Raw genomic sequence first — 23,334 nt, 5'->3', positions numbered from 1 at the left:
GCTTGCCGATCAGGTTTCAGTAACGGTGTTCGGGTCAAGCCCAAGCTGGCTCTCAAACATCCTGAAATACCGGCCACGGAGATTCACGAGTTCATCGTGGGTTCCCGACTCCGCGATCTGCCCATCCTCCAGCATGTAAATGATGTCGGCTTTCTCGATGGTCGCCAGCCGGTGGCTGATGGCAATGATCGTGTGTTCCCGGTCGGCAAAGAGCCGGCCGAAGATGCGGTGTTCGGCAAGCGCGTCGATCGCCGAGGTGGGCTCGTCCATCACGATAAACGGGGCACCGCGGTAGAAGTTGCGGGCCATCGCCAGTCGCTGCCATTGCCCGCCGGACAGCCCACTCCCCTTCCGTCCACGGGGGTCTTCCATCCAGTTGCTGACATGGCTTTCGAACCCGTTCGGGAGGCGACTGATGAAGTCGCTGGCCTCGGCGTCGCGGGCGGCCCGCTCGATCCGTGTATCGTCCCGTGGCAATGACACATCCCCGAAGTAAATGTTGTTGGCCGCCGTTGCGAATTCGTACTTGAGGAAATCCTGCGACATCACCGCGAGATGCCGATGCCATGAGCTGATGTCCAGACCCCTCAGGTCCTGCCCATCCAGCAGCACCTTGCCCGACTCCGGCTGGTACAGCCCGGCCAGAACGCGGATCAGGGTCGACTTTCCCGCACCGTTTTCCCCGACAATGGCTATGTGCTGTCCCTTCCGGATGCTCAGGGAAATGCCCTTCAGCACCCGAACTGACCCACCGGTGTAGGTGTAGGAAATATTCTCCAACGTCACCTCAGCCGGGGCTTTGGCCAGCACCTCTCCACCGCCGACGGCCGTGGGGTATTTCATGAATTCCTCGTAGTCCTTGAGGTTCGCGAGGTCCTCATCGATTGAACTGAGTGAGGTGACCAGCGAATTGGCGGTCGTAAGGGCGCGGCTGACAATCTGCTGGATGTAGAGGAACTGTCCCACCGGCTGTGCCCGGGCAATGATTTGACCTACCACCCAGATCAGGGCCACCACTTCGGCGCCGTATTGAAGTGCATCGGCAGCCAGTTGTTTGGGAATGTACCGCTTCTGGAACTCCAGTCGGCGGAGTTCGTCGGCATCGCGGAGGCGGGACCGCAGGTCCATCAGGTAGCCCACGATGCCGTAGAGCCTCATCTCGGCAATATGTTGCGGCCGAATCAGGTTCGTTTCGATCAGCCGACGCTGCCGGCGTGAATCCACCTGGGTATTCCAGTGGGCCATTTGTTCGCGGGATAGCTTGAACTGTAGGTAGACGCTCGGGATGATCGCGATCAGTACGATCAGTGCGACCCACCAGCTGACCAGCAGGAGCGCGCCGATGGCCAGGACCACCGAGGCTAGCTGGGTGAAGATCGCAGCGATCCGGTCGAGAACGCGCGCATAGGAATCCGAGAACCGTTTGGCCCGGTCGTACAGGTCAACGGTGTCCTTGTCGTCGTACCGCCAGAACTCGAGCGCGAGAAACCGTTCGTACATCAGGTCACCCACCACCGCTCCCACCCTGAAGCTCATGACCTGCTGGATATACCGGTCCACGCTGGTGAAGGCGCCCCAAAACAATCCCAGGCCGGCGGTGATCAGCACATAGAGCACCGCCTGCTGGCCGGCGTCGGGATTCCCGGCGTAGGCCTCGGCAAGCGCGGTCGTGGTCAGCGCGGCGAAATAGGTGGTCACCAGCGGGAGGACAGCAGCGATCAGCGACCCCACGACCTTCATGACGACGGCGCCCGGTGACGCTCTGAAGCTCACTCTCAGGACCTGCCCGACGGCGCGCGCGTAGGGTCTCAGGGAAAGCCTCGGTCGAGGGACCCGGGGTGGGCGGAGCTCATCATCTGTCATGGATCCTCACCGTTCTGCCGGGACCCATGCACGCTGCTGACCCGCGCCCGGTGCGTTACTTGCTGCCGTAGTTCGGAGCCTCGACGGTCATTTGGATGTCGTGGGGGTGCGACTCCTTCAAGCCGGCGGAAGTGATACGGACAAACTTGCCCTTTGCCTTCAGCTCTCCGATGGTGCGGGCACCCGTGTAGAACATGGTCTGACGCAGTCCCCCGACCAGTTGGTAGGCGACGGACTCGAGCGGTCCGCGGTAGGCAACGCGGCCTTCGACGCCTTCGGGGATCAGCTTGTCGTCCCCTGTGACGTCGGCCTGGAAGTAGCGGTCCTTCGAGTAGGACGTATTCTTTCCGCGGGTCTGCATGGCGCCGAGGGAACCCATGCCACGGTAGGTCTTGTACTGCTTGCCGTTCACGAAGATCAGTTCGCCAGGGGCTTCGGCCGAGCCGGCCAGCAGCGAGCCGAGCATGACGGTGTCGGCGCCGGCGACCAGCGCCTTGCCGATGTCGCCCGAGTACTGGAGTCCGCCGTCGGCGATCACGGGCACCCCTGCCGGGATGGCAGCCTTGGCTGATTCATAGATGGCGGTCACCTGGGGTACGCCAACGCCCGCCACCACTCGAGTGGTGCAGATGGATCCGGGGCCTACCCCGACCTTGATACCGTCGGCGCCGGCGTCGATCAGCGCCTGGGCGCCGTCCCGTGTTGCTGCCTGGCCACCGATGATGTCGACGTGAGCCACTGATCGTTCGGCTTTGAGCCGGGCAATCATCTCGAGGACACCGGCACTGTGCCCGTTGGCGGTGTCAACGAACAGGGCGTCAACTCCGGCGTCCACGAGGGCCATGGCGCGATCCCAGCCATCACCGAAGAAGCCGATAGCGGCGCCGACGCGCAGCCGGCCTTCGTCGTCCTTCGTGGAGAGCGGATACTGCTCGGCTTTTGTAAAGTCCTTAACAGTTATCAGTCCTCGAAGGATGCCTTCTCCGTCGACGAGCGGAAGCTTTTCAATTTTGTTCTTGGCCAGCAGCCCGATCGCGTCCTCACCACTGATTCCGACCTGCCCGGTCACCAGCGGCATGGGAGTCATGACCGCGCGCACCAGGCGGTGTGGCCACTCATGTTCGGAGACGAATCGGGTATCACGATTGGTGACGATGCCGAGCAGATGCCCGGCGTCGTCGACGACGGGAAGACCCGACACCCGATAGTGGCCGCATAGTTCGTCCAGCTCAGCAAGGGTGGCATCGGGTCCGATGGTGACCGGATGAGCGATCATGCCGGACTCGCTGCGCTTGACCCGGTCCACCTGCTCCGCCTGGTCCTGGATCGACAGGTTCCGGTGGATCACGCCGAGGCCGCCCTGGCGGGCCATTGCCACGGCCATGCGTGCCTCGGTGACGGTGTCCATTGCCGAGGACAACAGCGGGGTTTGAACGGTGATGCGCTTGGAAACGCGCGAACTGGTGTCAGCCTCGGACGGGATCACATCGGTGAGGCCGGGCAGGAGCAGGACGTCGTCGTACGTCAGGCCAACGAATCCGAATGGGTCATGGGTTTCGTTGCGCTGGGACGGCTGGGTCACTGCGTCGCCTCTTTCTCAGATGGTCTGTGGGTAGAAGCTGGCCGAGGGATATTCGAATTGCCAGACTCTCATCCTAAAACGATTGCCGGGTGCACCCTATTCCGGGAGCGTGCGATTCGACACAGCCCGGATCGATCAGGAATGGAGCAGAGCATCAATCTGGTGGGTTATCACTCGGTAGTAGGAGCTGGAGTGGATAGGGAGAACTGCCCACCAGATGGCAGCACCCCCGGTCCGAGGACCGGGGGTGCTGTCAGGTCTGTCTAGCCCTTGAGGGGACTAGTGGCTGTGACCTTCTTCGTCGTCGCTCTCTGGCTTCTCGACCACAAGTGTTTCGGTGGTGAGAATCAGGGCCGCGATCGAGGCCGCGTTCCGGAGTGCTGAACGGGTCACCTTGACGGGGTCGATGATGCCGGCGTCGATGAGGTTCTCGTAGTCACCGGTGACAGCGTTGAAGCCGTGTCCGGGCTCGAGTTCCTCGACGCGGTGCACCACAACGTAGCCTTCGTGGCCAGCGTTCTCAGCGATCCAGCGCAGTGGCTGGGCCAAGGCGCGTCGCACCAGGTTGATTGCGGTTGCGGCGTCGCCTTCGAGGGCGAGTACCGAGGCGTCAGTGTCCAGCGCCTTCGAGGCGTGGATCAGTGCGGCGCCGCCGCCGGCAACAATGCCCTCATCGAGAGCTGCACGTGTCGCTGACACGGCGTCCTCAATGCGGTGCTTCTTTTCCTTGAGCTCAACCTCGGTGGCTGCGCCAACCTTGATGACTCCGATGCCGCCGGCCAGCTTGGCCAGGCGTTCCTGAAGCTTCTCGCGGTCCCAATCAGAATCGGTGCGCTCAACCTCGGCACGGATCTGGGCTACGCGGTCCGCAACATCGGACTCGCTGCCGATGCCGTCAACGATCGTGGTGGTGTCCTTGGTAACGGTGATCCGGCGAGCGGAACCCAGCACCTCAAGGCCTACCTGGTCCAGCTTGAGGCCGAGGTCCGGTGAAACAACCTGGGCACCGGTCAGCGTGGCGATGTCCTGCAGCATTGCCTTGCGACGGTCGCCGAAGCCTGGCGCCTTGACGGCAACCACGTTCAGGGTGCCGCGGATCTTGTTGACTACCAGGGTGGACAACGCTTCGCCGTCAATATCCTCAGCAATGATGAAGAGGGGCTTGCCGGCCTGCAGCGCCTTCTCCAGCAGCGGCAGGAATTCCTGCAGCGAGGAGATTTTGCCGGAGTTGATCAGGATCAGTGCGTCTTCGAGCACTGCTTCCTGGCGTTCGGCGTCGGTGATGAAGTAGGGGCTGAGGAAGCCCTTGTCGAACTGCATGCCCTCGGTGAGCACGAGTTCGGTCTGGGTGCTGGAGGACTCCTCGATGGTGATAACGCCATCCTTGCCGACCTTCTCGAAGGCTTCAGCGATGAGCTCGCCGACCTCTGAGCTCTGGGCGGAGATGGAGGCGACGCTGGCGGTCTGCTGACCGACAACTTCGCGGGCATTCTCGAGCAGGCGGGCAGCAACGGCCTCGATGGAGACCTCAATGCCACGCTTCAGCTGCGATGGGGCAGCGCCGGCTGCGACATTCCGCAGGCCTTCGGTGACCAGTGCCTGTGCCAGCACCGTCGCGGTGGTGGTGCCGTCACCGGCGATGTCGTTGGTCTTGGTGGCCACTTCCTTGGCGAACTGAGCACCAAGGTTCTCGAACGGATCGTCCAGTTCGATTTCGCGGGCGATGGTCACGCCGTCGTTGGTGATGGTGGGGGCGCCCCACTTCTTGTCCAGCACGACGTTGCGGCCGCGGGGGCCGAGCGTCACCTTGACGGTGTCAGCCAACTTGTTGACTCCCGCTTCCAGTGCGCGGCGTGCAGCGTCGTCAAACTTCAACTGCTTTGCCATGATGTGTTCCTCTTCCATTGTGCAAATACTGCTTGTGAAAAACCTGGTGGTTCTTGGTACGTATTCACGCACCGACGAGAGAACCCCGGCCTGTGTGGCCGGGGTTCTCTCGAGTGAAAACTACTTAACGACGATCGCCAGAACGTCGCGGGCTGAGAGTACGAGGTACTCTGCGCCGGCGTGCTTGACTTCGGTTCCGCCGTACTTCGAGTAGATGACAATGTCGCCTTCGGCTACATCTACAGGCACGCGGTTTCCGTTATCGTCAACGCGGCCTGGGCCTACTGCAACAACTTCGCCCTCCTGGGGCTTTTCCTTGGCAGTATCCGGGATTACCAGACCCGAGGCAGTGGTCTGCTCGGCTTCCAGTGGGCGGACAACAATACGATCCTCAAGAGGCTTAATAGAGACCGGCACGCGGACCTCTCCTTCGCTTGGGTGACAAATGGAATTAAGGCCTTCGGATGGCGCTGACCGTCGTCGCGGTGCCGGCTCACGCTTCCCTGAAGGAGTTAGCACCCTCATGGTGAGAGTGCCAAGTCTGACTTTATGCATTGGTTAGCACTCGGTCAAGGCGAGTGCCAGATTGCGCTGCCAGCGCAGCCCGGTTTCCGACCGGTTTATCCCAGGGATTCGTTTCCAGGGGTGCAGCGGCCAGGCCAGCGACTACTGCAGCGAAGGCCGCCACGTGGACCCACTGGTTGAGCCCCCGCCGCAGCAGCAAGCCCCCGACCACAGCGAGTCCGGGCTGCCACTGAGCAACTGTGCTGCATCCGTGCTCCGACCGCGCTTCGACGCCGTTAGACTCCGCCCAGTAGACTGGGGAACTGGCCAGCAATGGCATTCCCACCACTTTCGAAAGCAGTTTCGTGACCCAGCAGGTACAGGCCTCCACCCAGCGCCACACTGGCATCGCCCAGGAGGCGTCCCGCCGTCGTACATTCGCCGTCATTTCTCACCCCGATGCCGGCAAATCGACCCTGACCGAAGCCTTGGCCCTTCACGCCCGCGTGATCGGCACGGCCGGTGCCACCAACGGCAAGGAGAACCGCCGGGAGACTGTATCCGACTGGATGCAGATGGAGAAGGACCGCGGCATTTCCATCAGCTCCACGGCGCTGCAGTTCTCCTACCGGGACACGGTCATCAACCTGCTGGACACCCCCGGCCACTCGGACTTCTCTGAGGACACGTACCGGGTGCTGGCCGCAGTGGACTGCGCGGTCATGCTGATCGACGCGGCAAAGGGCCTTGAGACCCAGACCATGAAGCTGTTCGAGGTCTGTCGGCAACGCAACATTCCCATCATCACGGTGATCAACAAATGGGACCGACCCGGGCTGGATGCTTTGGCACTCATGGACGAAATCACCGAGCGCACCGGGCTGATTCCGATGCCGCTGACCTGGGCCGTGGGTTTCGCCGGCGACTTCCGCGGCGTGTGGGACCTCAAGCGTGACGAGTTTGTTCGTTTCACCCGCAAGAACGCCGGTGCTTCCCTTGCCGTCGAAGAGCACCTGAGCCCAGCCGAAGCCTTGGCACAGGAGGGCGACGCCTGGACGGACGCCCTCGACGAAGCGTCGCTGGTCATCGAGTCGAACCAGCCGTTCGATCTGGAAAGCTTCCACGCCGGTACGGGCACCCCGGTGTTGTTCTCGTCAGCAGTTCTGAACTTTGGCGTCCAGCACATCCTGGACGCCCTGGTCGACCTGGCACCAGCCGCCGGTCCCCGCAAGGACGTCGACGGCAACCCCCGTCCGGTCGATGCTCCTTTCTCGGGATTTGTCTTCAAGGTCCAGGCCGGCATGAACCGCGCGCACCGCGACCACGTCGCATTCATCAGGGTCTGCTCCGGCGTGTTTGAACGCGGCATGGTGGTCACCCACGCCAACTCCGGCAAGACCTTCGCCACCAAGTACGCCCAGCAGCTCTTCGGCCGTGAACGAGAGGTGATTGACGAGGCCTGGCCGGGCGACGTCGTCGGGCTCGTCAATGCATCGGCGCTGCGGATGGGCGACAGCCTCTATATCGAGGAGCCGGTGGAGTTTCCGCCGATTCCCCTGTTCAGCCCCGAGCACTTCCGGGTGGCCAGATCCAAGGATGCCGGCCGCTTCAAGCAGTTCCGGCGCGGGATTGAACAGCTGGGCCATGAGGGAATCATTCAGGTGCTGCGCTCGGATCTTCGTGGCGATCAGGCACCGGTGCTGGCCGCCGTCGGGCCGATGCAGTTCGAGGTGGTGGCCGACCGGATGGAGCACGATTTCGGCGCACCGATGCGAATGGAGCCGCTCCCCTATTCGCTGGCCCGGCTCACCACCCACGACGCGCAGGCAGCCCTCAGCGCTATCCGTGGCACAGAGGTGCTGGTCCGGTCCGACGGCGAGTATCTGGCCCTGTTCAACGACATCTGGGCGCTGCGTCGGGTCGAGAAGAATTCCCCCGAGATATCGCTGAGCACCATCGGCACCGATGCCGGGGACGCCCGAGGCTACTGAGATGGCCTCCGACGCCGCGACTGACCTGATCGCGCCGCTCCTGACCCCTGCGGGCTGGGAACTGTTGAACTCCCTGGCTCCGTACAACGAAGCCGACACGATGCGCCTGAGCACCTCGCTGCGCCGGGCAGGGCACGACCCGGTGGTCATCTCGGCCGCTCTGACCCAGTCCCGGTTGCGATCCAAGGCGGAAACGAAGTTTGGGCCGTTCGCAGCCCGCATGCTGTTCACCGCCGCCGGTCTGGAACAGGCCACCCGCCTCGGTGTGGCTGCCCATCATGCTGAACGCTTTGTCACGGCTGGCCTCGAACGGGTCGCCGACCTGGGCTGCGGGATTGGTGCTGACGCGATCGCCCTGGCCAGCCTGGACCGCCGGGTCACTGCCGTGGAGATCGACGAGACGACCGCCGCCGCCGCAACCATGAACTTGATGCCCTGGCCCAATGCGACTGTGGTGGGTGGCGATGCGGAGTCGTTCGACCTCACCGGGTACGACGGCGTCTGGCTGGACCCCGCCCGCCGCACCACCAGCACCTCGGGCACCACCCGGATCTTTGACCCGGAGGCATTTTCCCCTCCCCTGTCCTTCGTCGAGCGGCTCGCCGACGAAGGGACCCCAGTCGGGGTGAAGCTAGGCCCGGGCATCCCCCACGAGGCGGTGCCCGCCGGGTGCGAGGCGCAGTGGGTGTCCGTCGATGGGGACGTCACCGAGGTGTCACTCTGGTTCAACTCCCTGAAGCGCCCCGACGTGCGCCGTTCCGCGCTGGTGATTAGCTCCCACGGTGCCGCGGAGCTCACCAGTGCAGCCGATTTCGACGACGGAACCCGCCCGCCGATCGGCGCCCCCGAAGGGTACCTGTACGAGCCGGACGGCGCGGTGATCCGCGCCGGGCTGGTGGCGGACGTCGCACGTCAACTGGATGGCCACCTGCTGGATCCGCGGATCGCGTACATCTGCGCCCCGAACCTGCAGGAAACTCCGTTCGCCCGCGCCTACAAGGTGTTGAGCGTGATGCCGTATAACGTCAAGGCCCTCCGGACGTGGGTCCGTGAGAACGGCATCGGCGTGCTGGACATCAAGAAACGCGGCACCTCGGTGACCCCCGAAGAACTTCGCAAGCAGCTCCTCGCCGGGTCGGGGAAGGCCCGTAAATCCGCCGGGAAAAAGAAGGCCACGCTGGTCCTCACCCGGATCGGTGAGGATCGGGTGGCGATCGTCGTCGAGCCCGTCACCGCCTGACGGCGTCAGCTGCTCCCGCGTAGCCACTCGCCGTCGTCGGCGTCGGCGTCGTCGTCGCCGGAAAGTGTCGGTGGCGGGTGGAAGAGTCTGCTCATGGAAGCAAAAACCCCACGGATAGATGTCATTCTGCGTTCGTTCCTGGCGGACGAAAGTGCGGGCCGCAGTCATGTCGTCGGCGCGCGGTACTACCGGGTGATGGCCCACCTGTGCCATTACCTTGAGTCAGTGGACGCTACGGTGCTGCTAGGGCCGGAATCCGGAATCATTCTCGCTGCCGAACGTGAGTTTCAACCGAACGGTGCCTTCCTGCGGCTGTTCGACGCCCACGATCTGATCTACTGCCTGCCGGGTTTTCTCGACAGCCGGTGGCTGATGACCAATCCCAGCGATGCGCGCACTCAGGTCAGTCTGACGGACCGGCTGCTGCGCTGGGTGCGGCGGCGCTATCGGGAAGACATATATTACTGCGCTGGCGGGATCCGCCAGTGTACCGAGGCAATCAGACAGGCCCGACGACGGCTGCGGGGGTAACGCCCGGCTGCCTAGGCCGATCCCCGCCACATCACTGACGTCTCCAGCACTTCCGCTGGGCTCGGCAACCCTCTGATCTGGGCCAGCACCAGTTCCGCCGCCCGTTTACCCAGCAGATCCGCCGGTTGCCTGACCGTTGACAGCTGTGGCCGGCACCGCAGCGCCCAGCTACTGTCGTCGAACCCGACAATCCCCACGTCCTCCGGGACCTGACGGCCACTTTCCTGCAGGGCCGTCATCGCCCCGGCGGCCACAGCATCGGATGCCGCGAAGACGCCGTCGAGGTCGGGGCGACGCCTGAGCAACTCCTGCATTCCCTCCAGCCCAAACCCATACGTGTACAGCGGGTACTCCACCACCAGCCCTGGATCAAACAAATCCCCCATCGCGGCCTTGAACCCGGCCAGCCGGTCCTGGCCGGAGTCACGGTCAAGCGCGCACGCGATCATGGCCACCCGGGTACGTCCAGTGCCCAACAGTCGGGCGGTGATGGCTTCGGCTGCCGCTGCGTTATCGATAGCAACATACGGAATATCCGGGATCCCCGGTGGGTGGCCGACGAAGGCCGCAGGCACACCGAGATTCTTGACCGCCAAGGCAATCGGATCGGACGCCCGCGCGGACACGATCACCGCGCCGTCCACCAAGCCACCCTGAAGATAGTCGGCAACCCTGCGGCTATCGCGTTCGGAGTCGATGATGAGCGACACCAGCTGGTAGTCCGCGGCTGACAATACCGCGTTGGCGCCCAGCAGAATCGACCCGATGTTGGGGTCTTCAAACAACAGCGAGTGAGGTTCGTGAATGATTAGTCCGATGGCCCCGGACTCCTGCCGGACCAGATTCCTGGCCACCGAGTTACGCACATATCCGACCCGCAGGATCGCTTCTTCCACGGCCAGTTTCGCATCCTCGGACACATAGCGTTCCCCGTTGACAACCCGCGACACCGTCCCACGGGACAGCCCGGCAGCCGACGCAACATCATTGATGGTTGCCCTGCGGATGCGCGTGCGCGTTGACTCCATACCTGTACCTTAGCCGAGCCGCTGCCTGCGGCCGTGGCCTGCCCCAGGCTCGCATCGCACCCGCGGCCAAATGATTTCGTTGACAAGCAAATGTGACGTGCCTTACTCTGGGAACGTTCACAGAAGACCTCGAAGGCGAGTTCATTAGCCCGATTCTGGGAGCGTTCACAGAACGCATCCGCTTCACCGGCCGCCCTCGAACTGAACGTCCACTATCGACGACGAGGAGCCGGGTTGAATTCGAGCACCACCACTGTCACAGATCTCTCCGGCAACGGAGACCTGGTCTACGGCTGCGACTACAACCCTGAGCAATGGGATCCCGCCGTGTGGCCCGAGGACATCCGGTTGATGAAGGAGGCGGGTGTCAACCTCGCGGCCATCAACATCTTCGGCTGGGCTGAGCTGGAACCCGCCGACGGCGTCGTGACGTTTGACCGGCTGGACGAGGTCATTGCGCTGTTGCATGCCAACGGTATTTCGGTGAACCTCGGGACCGGCACCTCCTCCCCTCCCCCCTGGCTGACCGCCCTGCACCCGGAAATCCTTCCGCAAATGGCCGACGGCACCCGGCGGTGGCCCGGCGGACGCCAGGCGTGGTGCCCCAGCTCCCCGATATTCCGCGAGCGCGCACTCCGGCTGGTGGAGCGGGTGGCGCAACGATACGGCAACCACCCCGCGGTCACCGTATGGCACGTCTCCAATGAACTGGGCTGCCACAACGCGCTGTGTTACTGCGACGTCTCAGCCGCCGCATTCCGCACCTGGCTGCACCACCGCTACACCACCGTTGACGAGCTCAACCGGGCCTGGGGCACCTCCTTCTGGAGCCAGCGCTACTCGGACTGGGCACAGATCCTCCCCCCGCGGGCCACCATTTCGGCTCTGAACCCCACCCAGGAACTCGATTTCCAACGCTTCAGTTCCGACGCACTGCTTGACTACTACCAGGCTGAAGCCGCAGTGATCCGGAACCACAGTTCCATCCCCATCACCACCAACTTCATGGTCGCCGCCCACATCCGTAACCAGGATTACTGGACCTGGGCCCCTGAGATGGACGTCATCGCCAACGACCATTACCTCGACCACCGGCTCGACGCGCCCCTGGTTGAACTGGCGTTCGCCGCCGACACCACCCGTGGACTCGCCCAGGGCAAGCCGTGGCTGCTGATGGAACATTCCACCGGCGCCGTGAACTGGCAACCCCGCAACATTGCCAAGGGGCCCGGGGAGATGGTCCGCAACTCACTCGGCCACCTGGCACGTGGCGCCGATGGCCTCTGCTTCTTCCAGTGGCGCGCGTCTCTGCAGGGCAGCGAGAAATTCCACTCCGCCATGCTCCCCCACGCCGGCACCGAGTCGCAGACCTGGCGCGACGTCGTCGGCCTCGGCGCAGCCCTCCGAAAGCTGCGCGAGCTGGGCGGAACCACGGTGCACGCCGAGGTGGCGCTCGTCTTCAGCTGGGAGGCATGGTGGGCCCACGACCAGGAGTCGCACCCGTCGGGTGACGTCAGCTACATCGGCCAGGTCCACGCTGCCTACACTGCGCTGTGGGAAGCCGGACTCACTGTCGACGTCGTCGCCCCCGGCGCTCCGCTCTCCCGCTACAAGCTGGTGGTGGTCCCGAACCTGTATCTGATCCGGGACGAGCATGCCGCGGTCATCAGGGATTTCGTCGACGACGGCGGGTCCGCCTTCATCAGCTTCTTCAGCGGAATCGTTGACGAGAACGAAAGAGTGCGCCCCGGCGGGTACCCCGGAGCTTTCAGGGACCTGCTGGGTATCCGCACGGAGGAGTTCTTCCCTCTCGATCCGGCGCATCCGCTCACCCTCGACAACGGGTCCCCCGCCTCTCTCTGGTCCGAAGCGCTCCAACTCACGAGAGCCGAAGCCATCCTGAGTTATGCCACCGGCACCCACGTGGGCACCCCAGCAGTGACCCGCAACCACTATGGGGCCGGTGAGGCCTGGTATGCCGCGACGGTACTGGACCGTGGCGTCTTGAAGGACCTGCTGCTGCGTGCCGCGGTGACCGCCGGCGTGACACTGCCCGAGGTGCAGTCAGGGCTCGAGTCGATCACGCGGCGCGGTAACGGCCATGAGTACGTTTTCCTGCTCAACCACACCACCGAGGACCGCAAACACCGGGTCAGCGGCCTGGAACTGTTGACTGACGAGGCCGTGTCCGGCGTCGTCGTCGTTCCCGCCGGCGCAGTGCGCGTGGTTCGTACCACCCCAGAAATCCCCGACGCCCACGGCCTGGCTCAGGGCCGAAAGGATGCAGGCCATGACAGTCACTAACCCTCCGGTCGGGGCGCCAAAGGCCCCTCCGGTCGTGAGGAAAAACCGTTCGTCGGGAGCGCAGCGCCGCGCCGTCGCCCTGTTCATCGCGCCGTTCGGGCTCCTGTTCCTCGCCTTCTACGCAATTCCGATCGTCTACGCGATTGTGCAGTCGCTGCTCACCGTCGAGCGCGAAGGGACATTCGGCGCACCCCGCCAGGTCTTCGGCGGCTTTGTGCAGTACGAGCAGGTCTTCCAGGACGGCGCGTTCTGGGCTTCGGTGGGCCGGGTGATGGTGTTCGGCGCTGTACAGGTGCCCATCATGCTGGGGCTGGCGCTCCTGTTCGCCCTGCTGCTGGATTCACCGCTGCTGAAGGGGAAAAAGTTCTTCCGCCTGGCGTTCTTCGCCCCCTACGCCGTCCCGGGAGTAATCGCCGCCATCATGTGGGGGTTCCTCTACTCGCCGTCGCTCTCACCGTTCGGCGCGGTGACATCGAACGTCGACTTCCTGTCGGCGAACCTCGTGCTCTGGGCCATAGCCAACATCGTGACCTGGGTGTATGTCGGGTACAACATGCTCATCATCTATGCGTCGCTGCTGGCGATCCCCACCGAAATCTACGAGGCCGCGAGGCTCGACGGGGCGAGCAACATCCAGATCGCGTGGCGCATCAAGATCCCCCTGGTGATCCCGGCGATCATCCTGACGGCGGTCTTTTCGATCATCGGCACCCTGCAGCTGCTCGCCGAACCGCAGACCCTGCGTAGCTTCAGCTCGGCGATCAACAGCACGTTCACGCCCAACCTCGCGGTCTACACCACCGCGTCGGTTCCAAACTACAATCTGGCCGCGGCGTTCTCGGTGGTCCTCGCACTCGCCACGTTCATCCTCTCCTTCGTCTTCCTGAAGTCGACCCAGCGGAAGGTTACCCAGTGACCGCAGCCCCAGCCACGGCCTCCAAACGCCCACGCGGTGGAGGACCCAGACCGCCCCGGGAAGACACCGCGCGTGGACCCCGCCAGAGCATCATGTCGCGCAGCGCCGCGATGCTCATCATGGGTGTTTTCACGCTCTACTTTCTGACCCCCATCTGGTGGCTCCTCACCACCTCAACGAAAACCGGTGGCGAAATCACGTCGACGGCGCCGCTGTGGTTCACGGCGAATTCGTTCGGAACCTTCTTCAACAACCTGGGACGGCTATTCACCTACAACGACGGACTGTTCGGCCGGTGGCTCCTGAACTCGGCCATCTACGCGGGGATCGGGGCCCTGCTCGGCACCGTCATTGCCGCGATGTGCGGGTACGCGCTCGCTAAATACGAGTTCAAGGGACGCGAGGCGATCTTCAACATCGTGCTCAGCGGTGTCCTTGTTCCCGCGACAGCGCTGGCTTTGCCGCTCTTCCTGATCTTCAGCCAGGCCAATCTGACAAACACCATGTGGGCGGTGTTCCTGCCGAGCCTGGTCAGCCCGTTTGGCGTCTACCTGGCCCGGATCTACGCGGCGGCCAGCGTCCCCGGGGAGTTGCTCGAGGCAGCGCGACTGGACGGATCGGGGGAGGTCCGGACCTTCTTCACGGTCTCCACCCGCCTGATGGCTCCCGCGCTGGTCACGATTTTCCTCTTCCAGTTCGTGGCGATCTGGAACAACTTCTTCCTTCCTCTCATCATGCTCCGCGATCAGGTACTCTTCCCGGTCACCCTGGGCCTCTACGCGTGGAACAGCCAGATCAGCCAGATCCCCGAACTGCGGTCCCTGGTGCTTGTCGGAGCTCTCGTCTCGATTGTCCCGCTGATCATCGCGTTCCTCGCACTACAACGCTTCTGGAGCAGCGGGCTCGGCGCCGGCGGCGTCAAATAGCACACAGATTTTCACAATCAGCACCACCTGGTGCAGGGACATCCGCTCCTGCACTGAACTACCACCGATAGGAAAAACAATGCGCGCGCATTACGGAAAAGTCACCGCGGCCTTTGCCATCTCTGCGCTGGCTCTCACCGGTTGTTCAGCCGGCGGGGACAGCTCGGGCGGAGGGGCCGAAGCGGCACCCTGCGAGGCCTCCGAGGGGCCAGTCGAGCTGAACTTCACCACCTGGGTTCCAGGGATGGACCAGGTAGTTGAACTGTGGAACGAGGAGAACCCGGACATCCAGGTCACCGTGCAGACCGGACCCAACGGCAACTCCGGTACCTACCAGAACTTCTTCAATCAGATTCAGGCTGGCAACGCACCCGACCTCGGCCAGATCGAGTACGACGCACTGCCGAACTTCCGTGTCCAGGACGGGCTGGAAAACATCGCCGAGTGCGCTGGCGTCACGGAGGCCGCCGACCAGTTCGTCGATTGGACGTGGGGACAGACGACCTTCGGCGAGGAGGGCTCGGTCTACGCCATCCCGCAGGACAGCGGCCCCATGGCCATGTACTACCGCGCCGATCTCTTCGAGGAGGCCGGCATCGAGGTTCCCACCACCTGGGAGGAATATGCCGTTGCCGCCGAGCAGATCAAGGCGGAGGGCGCCTACATCACCAACTTCCCCAAGACTGACGTCAACTGGTTCGCTGGCATGGTCTGGCAGAACGGCGGCCAGTGGTTCGCCAACGACGGCGAGAGCTGGGACGTTAATCTGACCGGGCCCGAGTCCGAGGAAGTTGCGACCTACTGGCAGGACCTGCTGTCGGAGGACCTCGTGTCCACCCTCCCGTCCTTCTCGGACGAGTGGAACGCATCGTTCAACGAGGGCCAGCAGTGGACCTGGGTTTCGGCCGTGTGGGGTGCAACCACCCTGTCCGACGGCGCACCCGACACAGCAGGCAAGTGGGCCGTTGCCCCCATGCCGCAGTGGGAAGCAGGCGGAGAAACTGCCGGCAACTGGGGTGGCTCCTCCACCGCTGTGCTGAAGGGCTCAGAGCACCCGGCCGAGGCAGCGCAGTTCGCCTTGTGGCTCAACACCGACCCTGAAGCCCTGGCCCTGGCCAACGAACTCGGCGGGCTGTACCCAGCAGCAAAGTCTGCGACCGAGCTTGAGGCCTTCGCTGGCGGCGTCGAATTCTACGACGGACAGCAGATCTATGATGTCTTCGCCGAAGCCTCAGCGAACGTTGACCCCAACTTCACCTGGGGCCCGACCATGACCCAGACCTACACTGACGTCTCCGACGGTTTCGGTGCAGCGATTGGCGGCTCCGGCACACTGCTGGATGCGCTCAGTGAAGGCCAGCAGCAGACCGTCGATGCACTGAAAGCGCAGTCCATCCCGGTCCAGGAATAGCAGTAGCCTCCCTACCCGGCCGTTAGCGCGGCGGCGTTGTGACGGACCCGGATTTGCATGAGTAGTTGATGCCGATCCGGGTCCGCTGTTCATTCACCGCAATGCACCCGTCCGGGTCAGTAACCCGCTGCGCCCGGTCACACACACCGCTGCCAGCTCGTCCTCCCGACCGGGTCACCGGTTAGCCGGTTAACAGCCGGTTAGCAGCCGGTTCCGGCGTCGTACCCGGCAGCGTCGACCGGAAGTTGTCCCGGCGCTGGAGCGGCCCCGGTCAGGACAGCGAGCACGGCGGCGAACGCGCCCGGCGTGTTTCCGTACCCAGCAATCTCCACGGGAGCGTCAACCGCTTCCAGCCACCAGGGGGCATCCAGCGCGACGGCCACGTCGGCCGGCGCTGCACCGGTCCCGCCAGCACCGACCAATGAAACTGTGGTGCCGCCGGGGCCCACGGTAACCCCCGCCGCCTCAGCAGCCTCGGTAAACCGTTGGGCGTCGGCTTCAGTACCACCGACGACCGAAGCCGTACCGTTCAAGAGGTCCCCGCCGCACTGGCCGGTGAGCACGGTGATTGCAGCGGCCGACGCCACACCGCTCGCCTCCGCCTGCTCCCCTGGTTCGGCCGGGTCGGCTTCGGCCGCCAACTCCGCCTGCCACAGCATCAGCGAGACCACACGGGTCGCGGCCTCGGCCAGGCGTTCGTCGGGGAGGCTGCCGTCGTCGACGGCGGCAACAATTGCCGCGTGTGCGGCGTACGGGTCGGTGGGCATCAGGAGCAGGTCCGCGCCGGCGGCTAGCGCACGGGGAGCCGACTGCCCGCCCGGGTATAACTCTTCAACGGCTGCCATGTTCAGGGCGTCGGTGACTATCACTCCGTCGAAACCGAGCCCGCGCAGCGCTGCATAGTTCGGCGCCGAGACCGACGACGGCACGCCCGGGTCCACGGCGTCAACGGCGATATGGCCCATCATCATCACCGGCGCTCCCGAGTCCGCCGCGGCTTTGAACGGCACCCAGTCGCGGGTCTCAAGCTCCTCAAGGGAGGCGGTCTGCACCGGCAACTCAAGATGTGAATCGGCGGGTACCGACCCGTGCCCGGGGAAGTGCTTCACGCTGGGCAGCACACCCGACTCCAGTATTCCGGTGACGGCTGCCGAACCAAGGTCGCCGACCAGGGCCGGGTCAGCCGAGTAGGCGCGGGCACCGATGGTGGGGTCACTGGCCCCGGTGGTGACATCCACTGACGGGGCGTGGTTCATGGTGAACCCAAGACCCGCGAGTTCGGAGTTCATGGCTGTCATTGAGGTTGCCACCAGCGCCGGATCCCCGGCGGCACCGTAGGTCATAGGAGTTGGCCAGCCGGTCAAGGGTGCGCCGAGGCGGGCAACCTGCCCGCCTTCCTGATCCACGGAGATGACGGCGGGCCAGGTCCGGCCGTCAGCAGCGACGGCTTCGGCCAGGCCGGACGTGACTGCTGCCATCGCGTCCGCATCGACTGTCCCGTCACCGGCCAGTGGAACGTTGTCTCCCATAATGATGCTGCCCGCGAGGTGCAGGTCGCGGATGGCCTGTTGCTGTCCGGTCGGATCGGTGCCAGCGTAGAAGCCCACCATCACCTGCCCCGCCCGCTCCTCGGTGCTCATCGCAGCGACGGCGGCAACGGCGTCGTCGTAATTCGCGGTGCTCGGGCCCCACGGCAACACGGGGTTGCTGGGTGCCGTCGGTTTCGGGGACGACGACGTGGGCGGACTCGCGGGGGAGGGCGACCCGGCGCCGTTGCCCGCGGGGGTGCACCCGGCCACGAGCAGGAGCGTGAGAACCGCTAATCCTGTCTGGCCTAAGCCCCGAGGACGTGGCGGAATCCCAGTGTTCGCCCGGCGGGCTGCGCGTTTCACTGTATCGATGCTACTCCTGCTCTAATATTGGGACAGTTCTCTTCCGCGGATGACGCGATACCGAGGCAGAATTTTCCAGCAGTCCGGTACCGGTCAGGAGCCAGCTACATGAAGATCGAATTTGCGCAATCAGCCCAGTCAACGCTCGGCGTGGAGTGGGAACTCGCCCTGGTGGACCGCTACAACGGCGATCTGGTCTCGGTTGCCAATCAGGTCCTGCGGGGAGTCGCGGCCAACCATCCCGAGTTGCAGGAGGATGAGGAGCACCCCCATATCAAGCAGGAGTTGCTGCTGAACACGGTGGAGCTGGTGACCGGCATCTGCCACACGGTGGCCGAGGCGAAAGCTGATCTTTCCCGCTCCCTGGCAGCGGTCCGCGAGGTCACCGACCCGATGGGCGTTGAGCTGTTCTCCGCCGGCTCGCACCCTTTCAGCGTGCCACGGTCCCAGCCGGTGACCGATAAGGAGCGCTACTTCAAACTGATCGATCGCACCCAGTGGTGGGGCCAGCAGATGGTCATCTACGGTGTCCACGTGCATGTGGGGCTGGACCGCCGGGACAAGGCGATGCCGATCCTGGACGGCCTGGTGAACTATGTGCCGCATTTCCAGGCGCTGTCGGCGTCGTCGCCGTTCTGGGGTGGCGATGATACGGGGTACGCGTCGCAGCGTGCCCTGATGTTCCAACAGCTACCCACCGCTGGATTGCCGTTCCAGTTCCCCTCCTGGACGGAGTACGAGTCCTATGTGCAGGACATGTTCACCACCGGGGTGATCGACTCCGTGAACGAGATCCGGTGGGATATTCGACCGGTCGCGAACCTGGGCACCATCGAAATGCGGGTCTGCGACGGACTCTCAACCCTCCAGGACGTGGGAGCAGTTGCTGCGCTGACCCAGTGCCTCGTCGACGAATTCTCCACCACCCTGGACAACGGCGGAACCATCCCCACCATGCCGCCCTGGCATGTGCAGGAGAACAAGTGGCGTGCCGCCCGCTATGGGATGGAAGCCATCATTATCCTGGACGCCCAGGGCAAGGAGCAGCTGGTCACCGAGCACCTCGTCGAGGTGCTGGAGCGGCTGCAGCCGGTCGCGAAGAAACTGGGCTGCGTCGAGGAGCTCGGTGATGTGGAGAAGATCCTGGCCCGCGGTGCTGGCTATCAGCGACAGCGTCGGGTCGCCGCCGAGCACGACGGCGACCTCAGCGCCGTCGTCCTCGACATGGTGGCCCAGCTTCGCGAATAGCCCCCACTCCGCTGCCCCCAAAACCCCGGATCAGTTGGTGGTGGTGGGGTCAGGCGAAGACGCTGGTCACCGGGAGCGAGGAATCGGTGGCGAAGCGCAATCCCGTGGGCTCCCCACCATTCATCACGATCTGCGCCCCGAGGGCCGCCACCATTGCACCGTTATCGGTGCACAGGGACAGCGGCGGCACCGTCAGGGTGATCCCGGCGGCCGCGCAACGCTGGGCGGTCAGCGTCCGCAACCGCGAGTTGGCGGCCACCCCGCCGCCGAGCAGCAGACTGGTGATCCCGTGTTCACGGCAGGCCAGCACGGCCTTGGAGGTGATCACGTCGACCACCGCCTCCTGGAAGGACGCCGCGATGTCGGCAACGGGGAGGTCGACGCCGTCTGCCTCGTATTGTTCCACGCAGCGGGCGACGGCGGTCTTCAGGCCGCTAAACGAAAAGTCGTACCGGTGTTCTCCGGGCTGTTCCGCCGTTCCGAGGTACTTGGGCTGGGTGAGCCCACGGGGAAACCGAATCGCCTTCGGGTTACCGTCGGCGGCGATCCGGTCTATTGCCGGGCCACCCGGGTATCCGAGCCCGAGAATGCGGGCCACCTTGTCATAGGCTTCACCGGCGGCGTCGTCGATGGTGGACCCGAGCAGCTCGACGTCGAAGGCCAGGTTGTTGACCCGCAGTATCTCCGTGTGACCACCCGACACCAGCAGGGCACCGAGATTCGGGGGGAGGCCGTCCGGGAACGCCGAATCCAGCACGCCCACACCCACGTGGGCCACCAGGTGGTTCACGGCGAATAGCGGTTTGCCGGTCGCGAGCGCCAGGGCTTTCGCCGCCGAAACACCCACCATCAGCGCACCCGACAGCCCGGGCCCCGATGTCACAGCGATAGCGTCGATTTCCGCCAGTGAGACGTCAGCCTCGGCGAGCGCCTGGCGCAGGGTGGGAACGAAGGCGTCAAGGTGCGCCCGGGAGGCGATCTCGGGGATCACTCCCCCAAACCGGACGTGTTCATCCATTGAGGAGGACACCGTATTGGTGAGCAGTTGCGTGCCACGGACCAGCCCGACGCCGGTCTCGTCGCAGGAGGATTCGATGCCGAGGACCAGCGGATTGTCACGGTTCACAGGATCAGCCTCATCACCCAGGCGTCGACGCCGTTGCGGTAGTATTTTCGCCGGGTATGAATATGCTCAAACCCGGTCAGCGTATAGAGTTTCTGCGCCCGGGGGTTGTCAGCCCGGACTTCCAGGAGCACTTCGGTGGCGCCGCGGTGTCGTGCCTCGGCCAGCAGCTCGTTCAGCATCGCGGTCCCGATTCCCTGCCCCTCATAACCGGGCAGCACGCCGATCGTCTGGATGTCGGCGGTCGCCGCCACACACATGACTCCCGCATAGCCGACCATGCGGCCCTCGATCTCGGCGACCAGGTAGCGGCGTGTTTCGGTCTGGGACACCTCATCCAGGAACATCTCCAGCGGCCAGGCGTCAGTAGGGAACAGTTCCAACTCCAGGCGTGCGACAGCCGGAACGTCCTGCAGCAGCAAATCGCGCAACGAGAAGCTCATCCGGTCGCCCGCTTCCGGGGGCCGGGGACCCGCGCATCGGACTCCCGCAGGTACAGCGGAGCGGTATCCAACAACGCCAGCCCAGCGGAGAGCCGCCGGGAGGCGGACCGCCCCAACGCCGCGGCCGAGGGGTGTAGTTCGGTAAAGCCTGCGACTCCTGCCAGGACGTGGGGGTAGAGGCCCGCGCCTTTGCCATAGGTCGGGAGGGTAGGGAGCGACGACGGCGCGCCCACGTGCGGCCCCTCCAGCAACCCGGGGACGCCGTCCTCGGCCCGGTACCGGGCCCAATAGACCTCTTTCCGCCGGGCATCCGTGGCGACCAGGAACTCGCCGGTCCCGGCATGCGCTGCAGCGTCCTCGGCGATGGAGTCGAGACTCATCACTCCGTGCAGCGGCACGTCCCAGACGTAGGCGAGAGTCCTGGCGGTAGCCAACCCGGCCCGCAGCCCGGTGAAAGGTCCCGGTCCAACGCCCACCACTATCGCCGTCAGATCCGTTCCGGTGATACCCGCTTCGGCCAGCAGATCGGCGACTGCGGGGGCGAGCACCTCCGCGTGGCTCCTCGTGTCTTCGGTCGCGAAAGCCCCGGTCACGACGCCGTCCAGCACCAGGGCTGCACTCGCCGCGGCGGAGGTATCGAGGGACAAAATCAGCATCCTGCCAGCCTAATCGAGGGAGCCGACGGCAGACGGCGTATTCGCCCAGCGCTGACCGTACCCCTCGATGAGGACCCGTCGAGGCTCGTCGTCGTCATCGGGGTCAGCGGAGGCGCCGGCCATCGCGGGCCGGTCAAGATGAATCTCGAGGTGGCTCTCGGCCAGATGCTCCACCCGCCCGGCTCCCCACTCGACGACTGTCACGCTGGTATCCATGGTCGATTCCAGGTCGAGGTCATCGATGTCAGCGGCGGATTCCAGCCGGTAGGCGTCGGCGTGTACGAGCGCCGGCCCGCTGGCCAGCGGTGGGTGCACGCGGACGAGGACGAAGGTGGGGGAAATGATCCCCGGCCGGACGCCAAGGCCAACGCCCAGCCCCTGGGTGAAGGTGGTCTTCCCGGCACCGAGTCCGCCGGTGAGGATCAGCAGGTCACCGGCCGCCAGGTCGCCGCCGAGCGCCGCGGCGAACCGCTGCAGTCCGGCGGCCGAGTGCACGGTGAAACTCCGGGACCACGCCGGTCCGCTGTGCCCGCTACTGGTCTGCATCGGCGCTCGTGTCGTTGAGGTAGGTGCGGGGGACGCGGCCACTGATCCGCGTCACTATCTCGTAGTTGATCGAGCCGCTGGCGTCAGCCCAAGCGTCGGCCGACGGTTCGTCGGCGCCGCCGCCAAACAGCACCGCCGGGTGGCCCAGCGGGCTTCGCCCGGTGCCGGCAATTCCGGTGGTCTGCAGGTCGATGACCAGCTGGTCCATGGCGATCCGGCCCACCACCGGGTACTGGCGCCCATCCACCAGCACCGGTGCACCGGTGGCGACCCGGGGGACGCCGTCGGCGTAGCCCACCGGGATCAGCGCTAGCGTTGTGGGTTGGGTGGTGCGGTAGCTGAGGCCGTAGGAGACCCCCTGCCCGGCGGGTACTTCCTTGCAGTTGGCCACCGAGGTGACGAATCGCATTGCGGGGCGCAGGCCCAGCCCCTGCGAACTCTGGCTGCGGAACGGTGAGAGCCCATAGATGCCGAGCCCCACCCGCACCAGGTCGAAGTGCGTGTCTGGGCGGGACAGTGCGCCGGGGGTGTTGGCGAGGTGGCGGAGTTCGACGTCGACGCCGGCGTCCTCGGCCACCGCAACCGCCGCACGGAAGCGGCGGACCTGGTCGTCCGTTTCGTGGCGGTCCGGTTCGTCGGCGACTGCCAGGTGGGAGAAGACCCCGACCACCCGGAGGAGCCCCGCCTCCTGCTGCTCCAGCGCCCGGCCGATCAGCTTGTCCCACAGTTCCGGTGGGCAGCCGTTGCGTCCCAGCCCGGTGTCGATTTTCAGCTGGATCCGCGCGGGCAGTTGCTGGCGCCGGGCCGCTGCCACTACGTGGTCGAGTTCCCATCCGGAGACACCAATGTCGATACCGTTTCTGATGGCCGCCCCGAAATCGGATTCGACGGTGTGCAGCCAGGCGAGGATGGGTGCTTCGATGCCTGCTTCACGCAGGTCCAGCGCCTCCGAGATGTGGGCGACGCCCAACCAGGCGGCACCGGATTCCAGGGCGGCACGAGCCACCTGCCGGGCGCCGTGCCCGTAGCCGTCGGCTTTCACTACCGCCATGACGCGGGCCGGGCTGACGACGTCGGCGATGTGCCTGACATTGTGACGCACTGCGTCCAGATCGACCTCGACCCGCCGTTCGGCTGCCGGGGGTTCAGCTAAGAAACTCACTGGTCCATTCTGTCATTCCTGCGCGGGGGCTCCCGCCGGGCGACCCCGCGCTCGATGAGGTTCACGCGTCGGATTGGCGGG

General features: G+C 64.8%; 20 protein-coding genes (1 of these 20 cut by a window edge). 8 read left to right on the top strand and 12 right to left on the bottom strand.

What is annotated here, in order from left to right:
• Window positions 1–9: 9 nt before the first annotated feature.
• The 4 genes from B384_RS17480 to groES all read right to left on the bottom strand — a co-directional run bounded on the left by B384_RS17480 (window position 10) and on the right by groES (window position 5,749).
• Window positions 10–1,863 (bottom strand): ABC transporter ATP-binding protein, encoded by a 1,854-nt coding sequence (locus tag B384_RS17480; RefSeq protein WP_035766237.1) that lies wholly within the window; start codon window positions 1,861–1,863, stop codon window positions 10–12.
• Window positions 1,864–1,918: 55 nt separating this feature from the next.
• Complete coding sequence (gene guaB / locus B384_RS0102520) at window positions 1,919–3,445, bottom strand: IMP dehydrogenase (protein WP_019481572.1); 1,527 nt, start codon at window positions 3,443–3,445, stop codon at window positions 1,919–1,921.
• Window positions 3,446–3,724: 279 nt separating this feature from the next.
• Complete coding sequence (gene groL, locus B384_RS0102515; RefSeq protein WP_019481571.1) at window positions 3,725–5,332, bottom strand: chaperonin GroEL; 1,608 nt, start codon at window positions 5,330–5,332, stop codon at window positions 3,725–3,727.
• Window positions 5,333–5,452: 120 nt separating this feature from the next.
• Entirely contained in the window at window positions 5,453–5,749 is a 297-nt protein-coding gene (gene groES / locus B384_RS0102510) for a co-chaperone GroES (RefSeq protein ID WP_019481570.1), read from the bottom strand.
• A gap of 452 nt (window positions 5,750–6,201) precedes the next feature.
• On the opposite strand from groES, the gene B384_RS0102500 reads away from it, so the two are divergent.
• The 3 genes from B384_RS0102500 to B384_RS0102490 all read left to right on the top strand — a co-directional run bounded on the left by B384_RS0102500 (window position 6,202) and on the right by B384_RS0102490 (window position 9,598).
• Complete coding sequence (locus tag B384_RS0102500; protein ID WP_019481568.1) at window positions 6,202–7,827, top strand: peptide chain release factor 3; 1,626 nt, start codon at window positions 6,202–6,204, stop codon at window positions 7,825–7,827.
• Between the two features lies 1 nt (window position 7,828).
• The gene (locus B384_RS0102495; RefSeq protein ID WP_026040909.1) at window positions 7,829–9,067 is read left to right on the top strand and encodes a class I SAM-dependent methyltransferase; all 1,239 of its coding nucleotides are present in this window, start codon (window positions 7,829–7,831) and stop codon (window positions 9,065–9,067) included.
• A 93-nt stretch (window positions 9,068–9,160) separates the two neighbouring features.
• The gene (locus tag B384_RS0102490) at window positions 9,161–9,598 is read left to right on the top strand and encodes a hypothetical protein (protein ID WP_019481566.1); all 438 of its coding nucleotides are present in this window, start codon (window positions 9,161–9,163) and stop codon (window positions 9,596–9,598) included.
• Window positions 9,599–9,609: 11 nt separating this feature from the next.
• On the opposite strand, the gene B384_RS0102485 is transcribed toward B384_RS0102490, so the two are convergent.
• Complete coding sequence (locus B384_RS0102485; RefSeq protein ID WP_019481565.1) at window positions 9,610–10,626, bottom strand: LacI family DNA-binding transcriptional regulator; 1,017 nt, start codon at window positions 10,624–10,626, stop codon at window positions 9,610–9,612.
• A 234-nt stretch (window positions 10,627–10,860) separates the two neighbouring features.
• Between B384_RS0102485 and B384_RS0102480 the strand changes: the two genes are divergently transcribed.
• The 4 genes from B384_RS0102480 (at window position 10,861) to B384_RS0102465 (ending at window position 16,183) form a co-directional block, all read left to right on the top strand.
• Window positions 10,861–12,930, top strand: coding sequence for a beta-galactosidase (locus B384_RS0102480; protein WP_019481564.1), 2,070 nt, complete (start codon window positions 10,861–10,863; stop codon window positions 12,928–12,930).
• A complete protein-coding gene (locus B384_RS0102475; RefSeq protein ID WP_019481563.1) occupies window positions 12,908–13,846 on the top strand; it encodes an ABC transporter permease subunit in 939 nt (312 codons plus the stop codon). Before B384_RS0102480 ends, B384_RS0102475 begins: the two co-directional genes overlap by 23 nt.
• A gap of 92 nt (window positions 13,847–13,938) precedes the next feature.
• Window positions 13,939–14,772 carry a carbohydrate ABC transporter permease gene (locus B384_RS0102470; RefSeq protein WP_026040908.1) on the top strand — a complete coding sequence of 278 codons (834 nt, stop codon included), beginning with the start codon at window positions 13,939–13,941 and terminating at the stop codon, window positions 14,770–14,772.
• Between the two features lie 79 nt (window positions 14,773–14,851).
• A complete protein-coding gene (locus tag B384_RS0102465) occupies window positions 14,852–16,183 on the top strand; it encodes an ABC transporter substrate-binding protein (protein WP_019481561.1) in 1,332 nt (443 codons plus the stop codon).
• Between the two features lie 200 nt (window positions 16,184–16,383).
• On the opposite strand, the gene B384_RS0102460 is transcribed toward B384_RS0102465, so the two are convergent.
• Window positions 16,384–17,982 carry a glycoside hydrolase family 3 N-terminal domain-containing protein gene (locus tag B384_RS0102460; protein WP_237715208.1) on the bottom strand — a complete coding sequence of 533 codons (1,599 nt, stop codon included), beginning with the start codon at window positions 17,980–17,982 and terminating at the stop codon, window positions 16,384–16,386.
• A gap of 201 nt (window positions 17,983–18,183) precedes the next feature.
• Here B384_RS0102460 and B384_RS0102455 point away from each other — a divergent pair, with 201 nt between their 5' ends.
• Window positions 18,184–19,323 (top strand): glutamate--cysteine ligase, encoded by a 1,140-nt coding sequence (locus B384_RS0102455; RefSeq protein ID WP_019481559.1) that lies wholly within the window; start codon window positions 18,184–18,186, stop codon window positions 19,321–19,323.
• 49 nt (window positions 19,324–19,372) lie between these two features.
• Here B384_RS0102455 and tsaD read toward each other — a convergent pair whose 3' ends face one another.
• The 6 genes in view from tsaD to B384_RS17475 are tightly spaced (at most 9 nt apart) and all read right to left on the bottom strand, a layout consistent with a single transcriptional unit that may run on beyond the window.
• Window positions 19,373–20,449: a tRNA (adenosine(37)-N6)-threonylcarbamoyltransferase complex transferase subunit TsaD gene (gene tsaD, locus B384_RS0102450; protein WP_019481558.1), complete on the bottom strand. Its 1,077-nt coding sequence runs from the start codon at window positions 20,447–20,449 to the stop codon at window positions 19,373–19,375.
• A complete protein-coding gene (rimI, locus tag B384_RS0102445; protein ID WP_019481557.1) occupies window positions 20,446–20,889 on the bottom strand; it encodes a ribosomal protein S18-alanine N-acetyltransferase in 444 nt (147 codons plus the stop codon). Before rimI ends, tsaD begins: the two co-directional genes overlap by 4 nt.
• Window positions 20,886–21,545, bottom strand: a complete 660-nt coding sequence (tsaB, locus tag B384_RS0102440; protein ID WP_019481556.1) for a tRNA (adenosine(37)-N6)-threonylcarbamoyltransferase complex dimerization subunit type 1 TsaB — start codon at window positions 21,543–21,545, stop codon at window positions 20,886–20,888. The genes rimI and tsaB overlap by 4 nt, the downstream gene beginning before the upstream one ends.
• Window positions 21,546–21,554: 9 nt before the next feature.
• Window positions 21,555–22,091, bottom strand: a complete 537-nt coding sequence (gene tsaE, locus B384_RS0102435; RefSeq protein ID WP_035766234.1) for a tRNA (adenosine(37)-N6)-threonylcarbamoyltransferase complex ATPase subunit type 1 TsaE — start codon at window positions 22,089–22,091, stop codon at window positions 21,555–21,557.
• Complete coding sequence (gene alr, locus B384_RS0102430) at window positions 22,078–23,253, bottom strand: alanine racemase (RefSeq protein ID WP_019481554.1); 1,176 nt, start codon at window positions 23,251–23,253, stop codon at window positions 22,078–22,080. The genes tsaE and alr overlap by 14 nt, the downstream gene beginning before the upstream one ends.
• Window positions 23,250–23,334, bottom strand: the end of a protein-coding gene (locus B384_RS17475; RefSeq protein WP_019481553.1) for a carbohydrate kinase family protein. Its footprint extends 1,067 nt past the window's final position; 85 of the gene's 1,152 nt are visible here — the last part of the coding sequence; the start codon falls outside the window, past its right edge; it ends in the stop codon at window positions 23,250–23,252. Before B384_RS17475 ends, alr begins: the two co-directional genes overlap by 4 nt.

The sequence above is a fragment of the Arthrobacter sp. TB 23 genome (genome assembly GCF_000294595.1).
Classification (GTDB): Bacteria; Actinomycetota; Actinomycetes; order Actinomycetales; family Micrococcaceae; genus Arthrobacter_D.
This window is presented reverse-complemented; position numbering and strand designations above follow the sequence as displayed.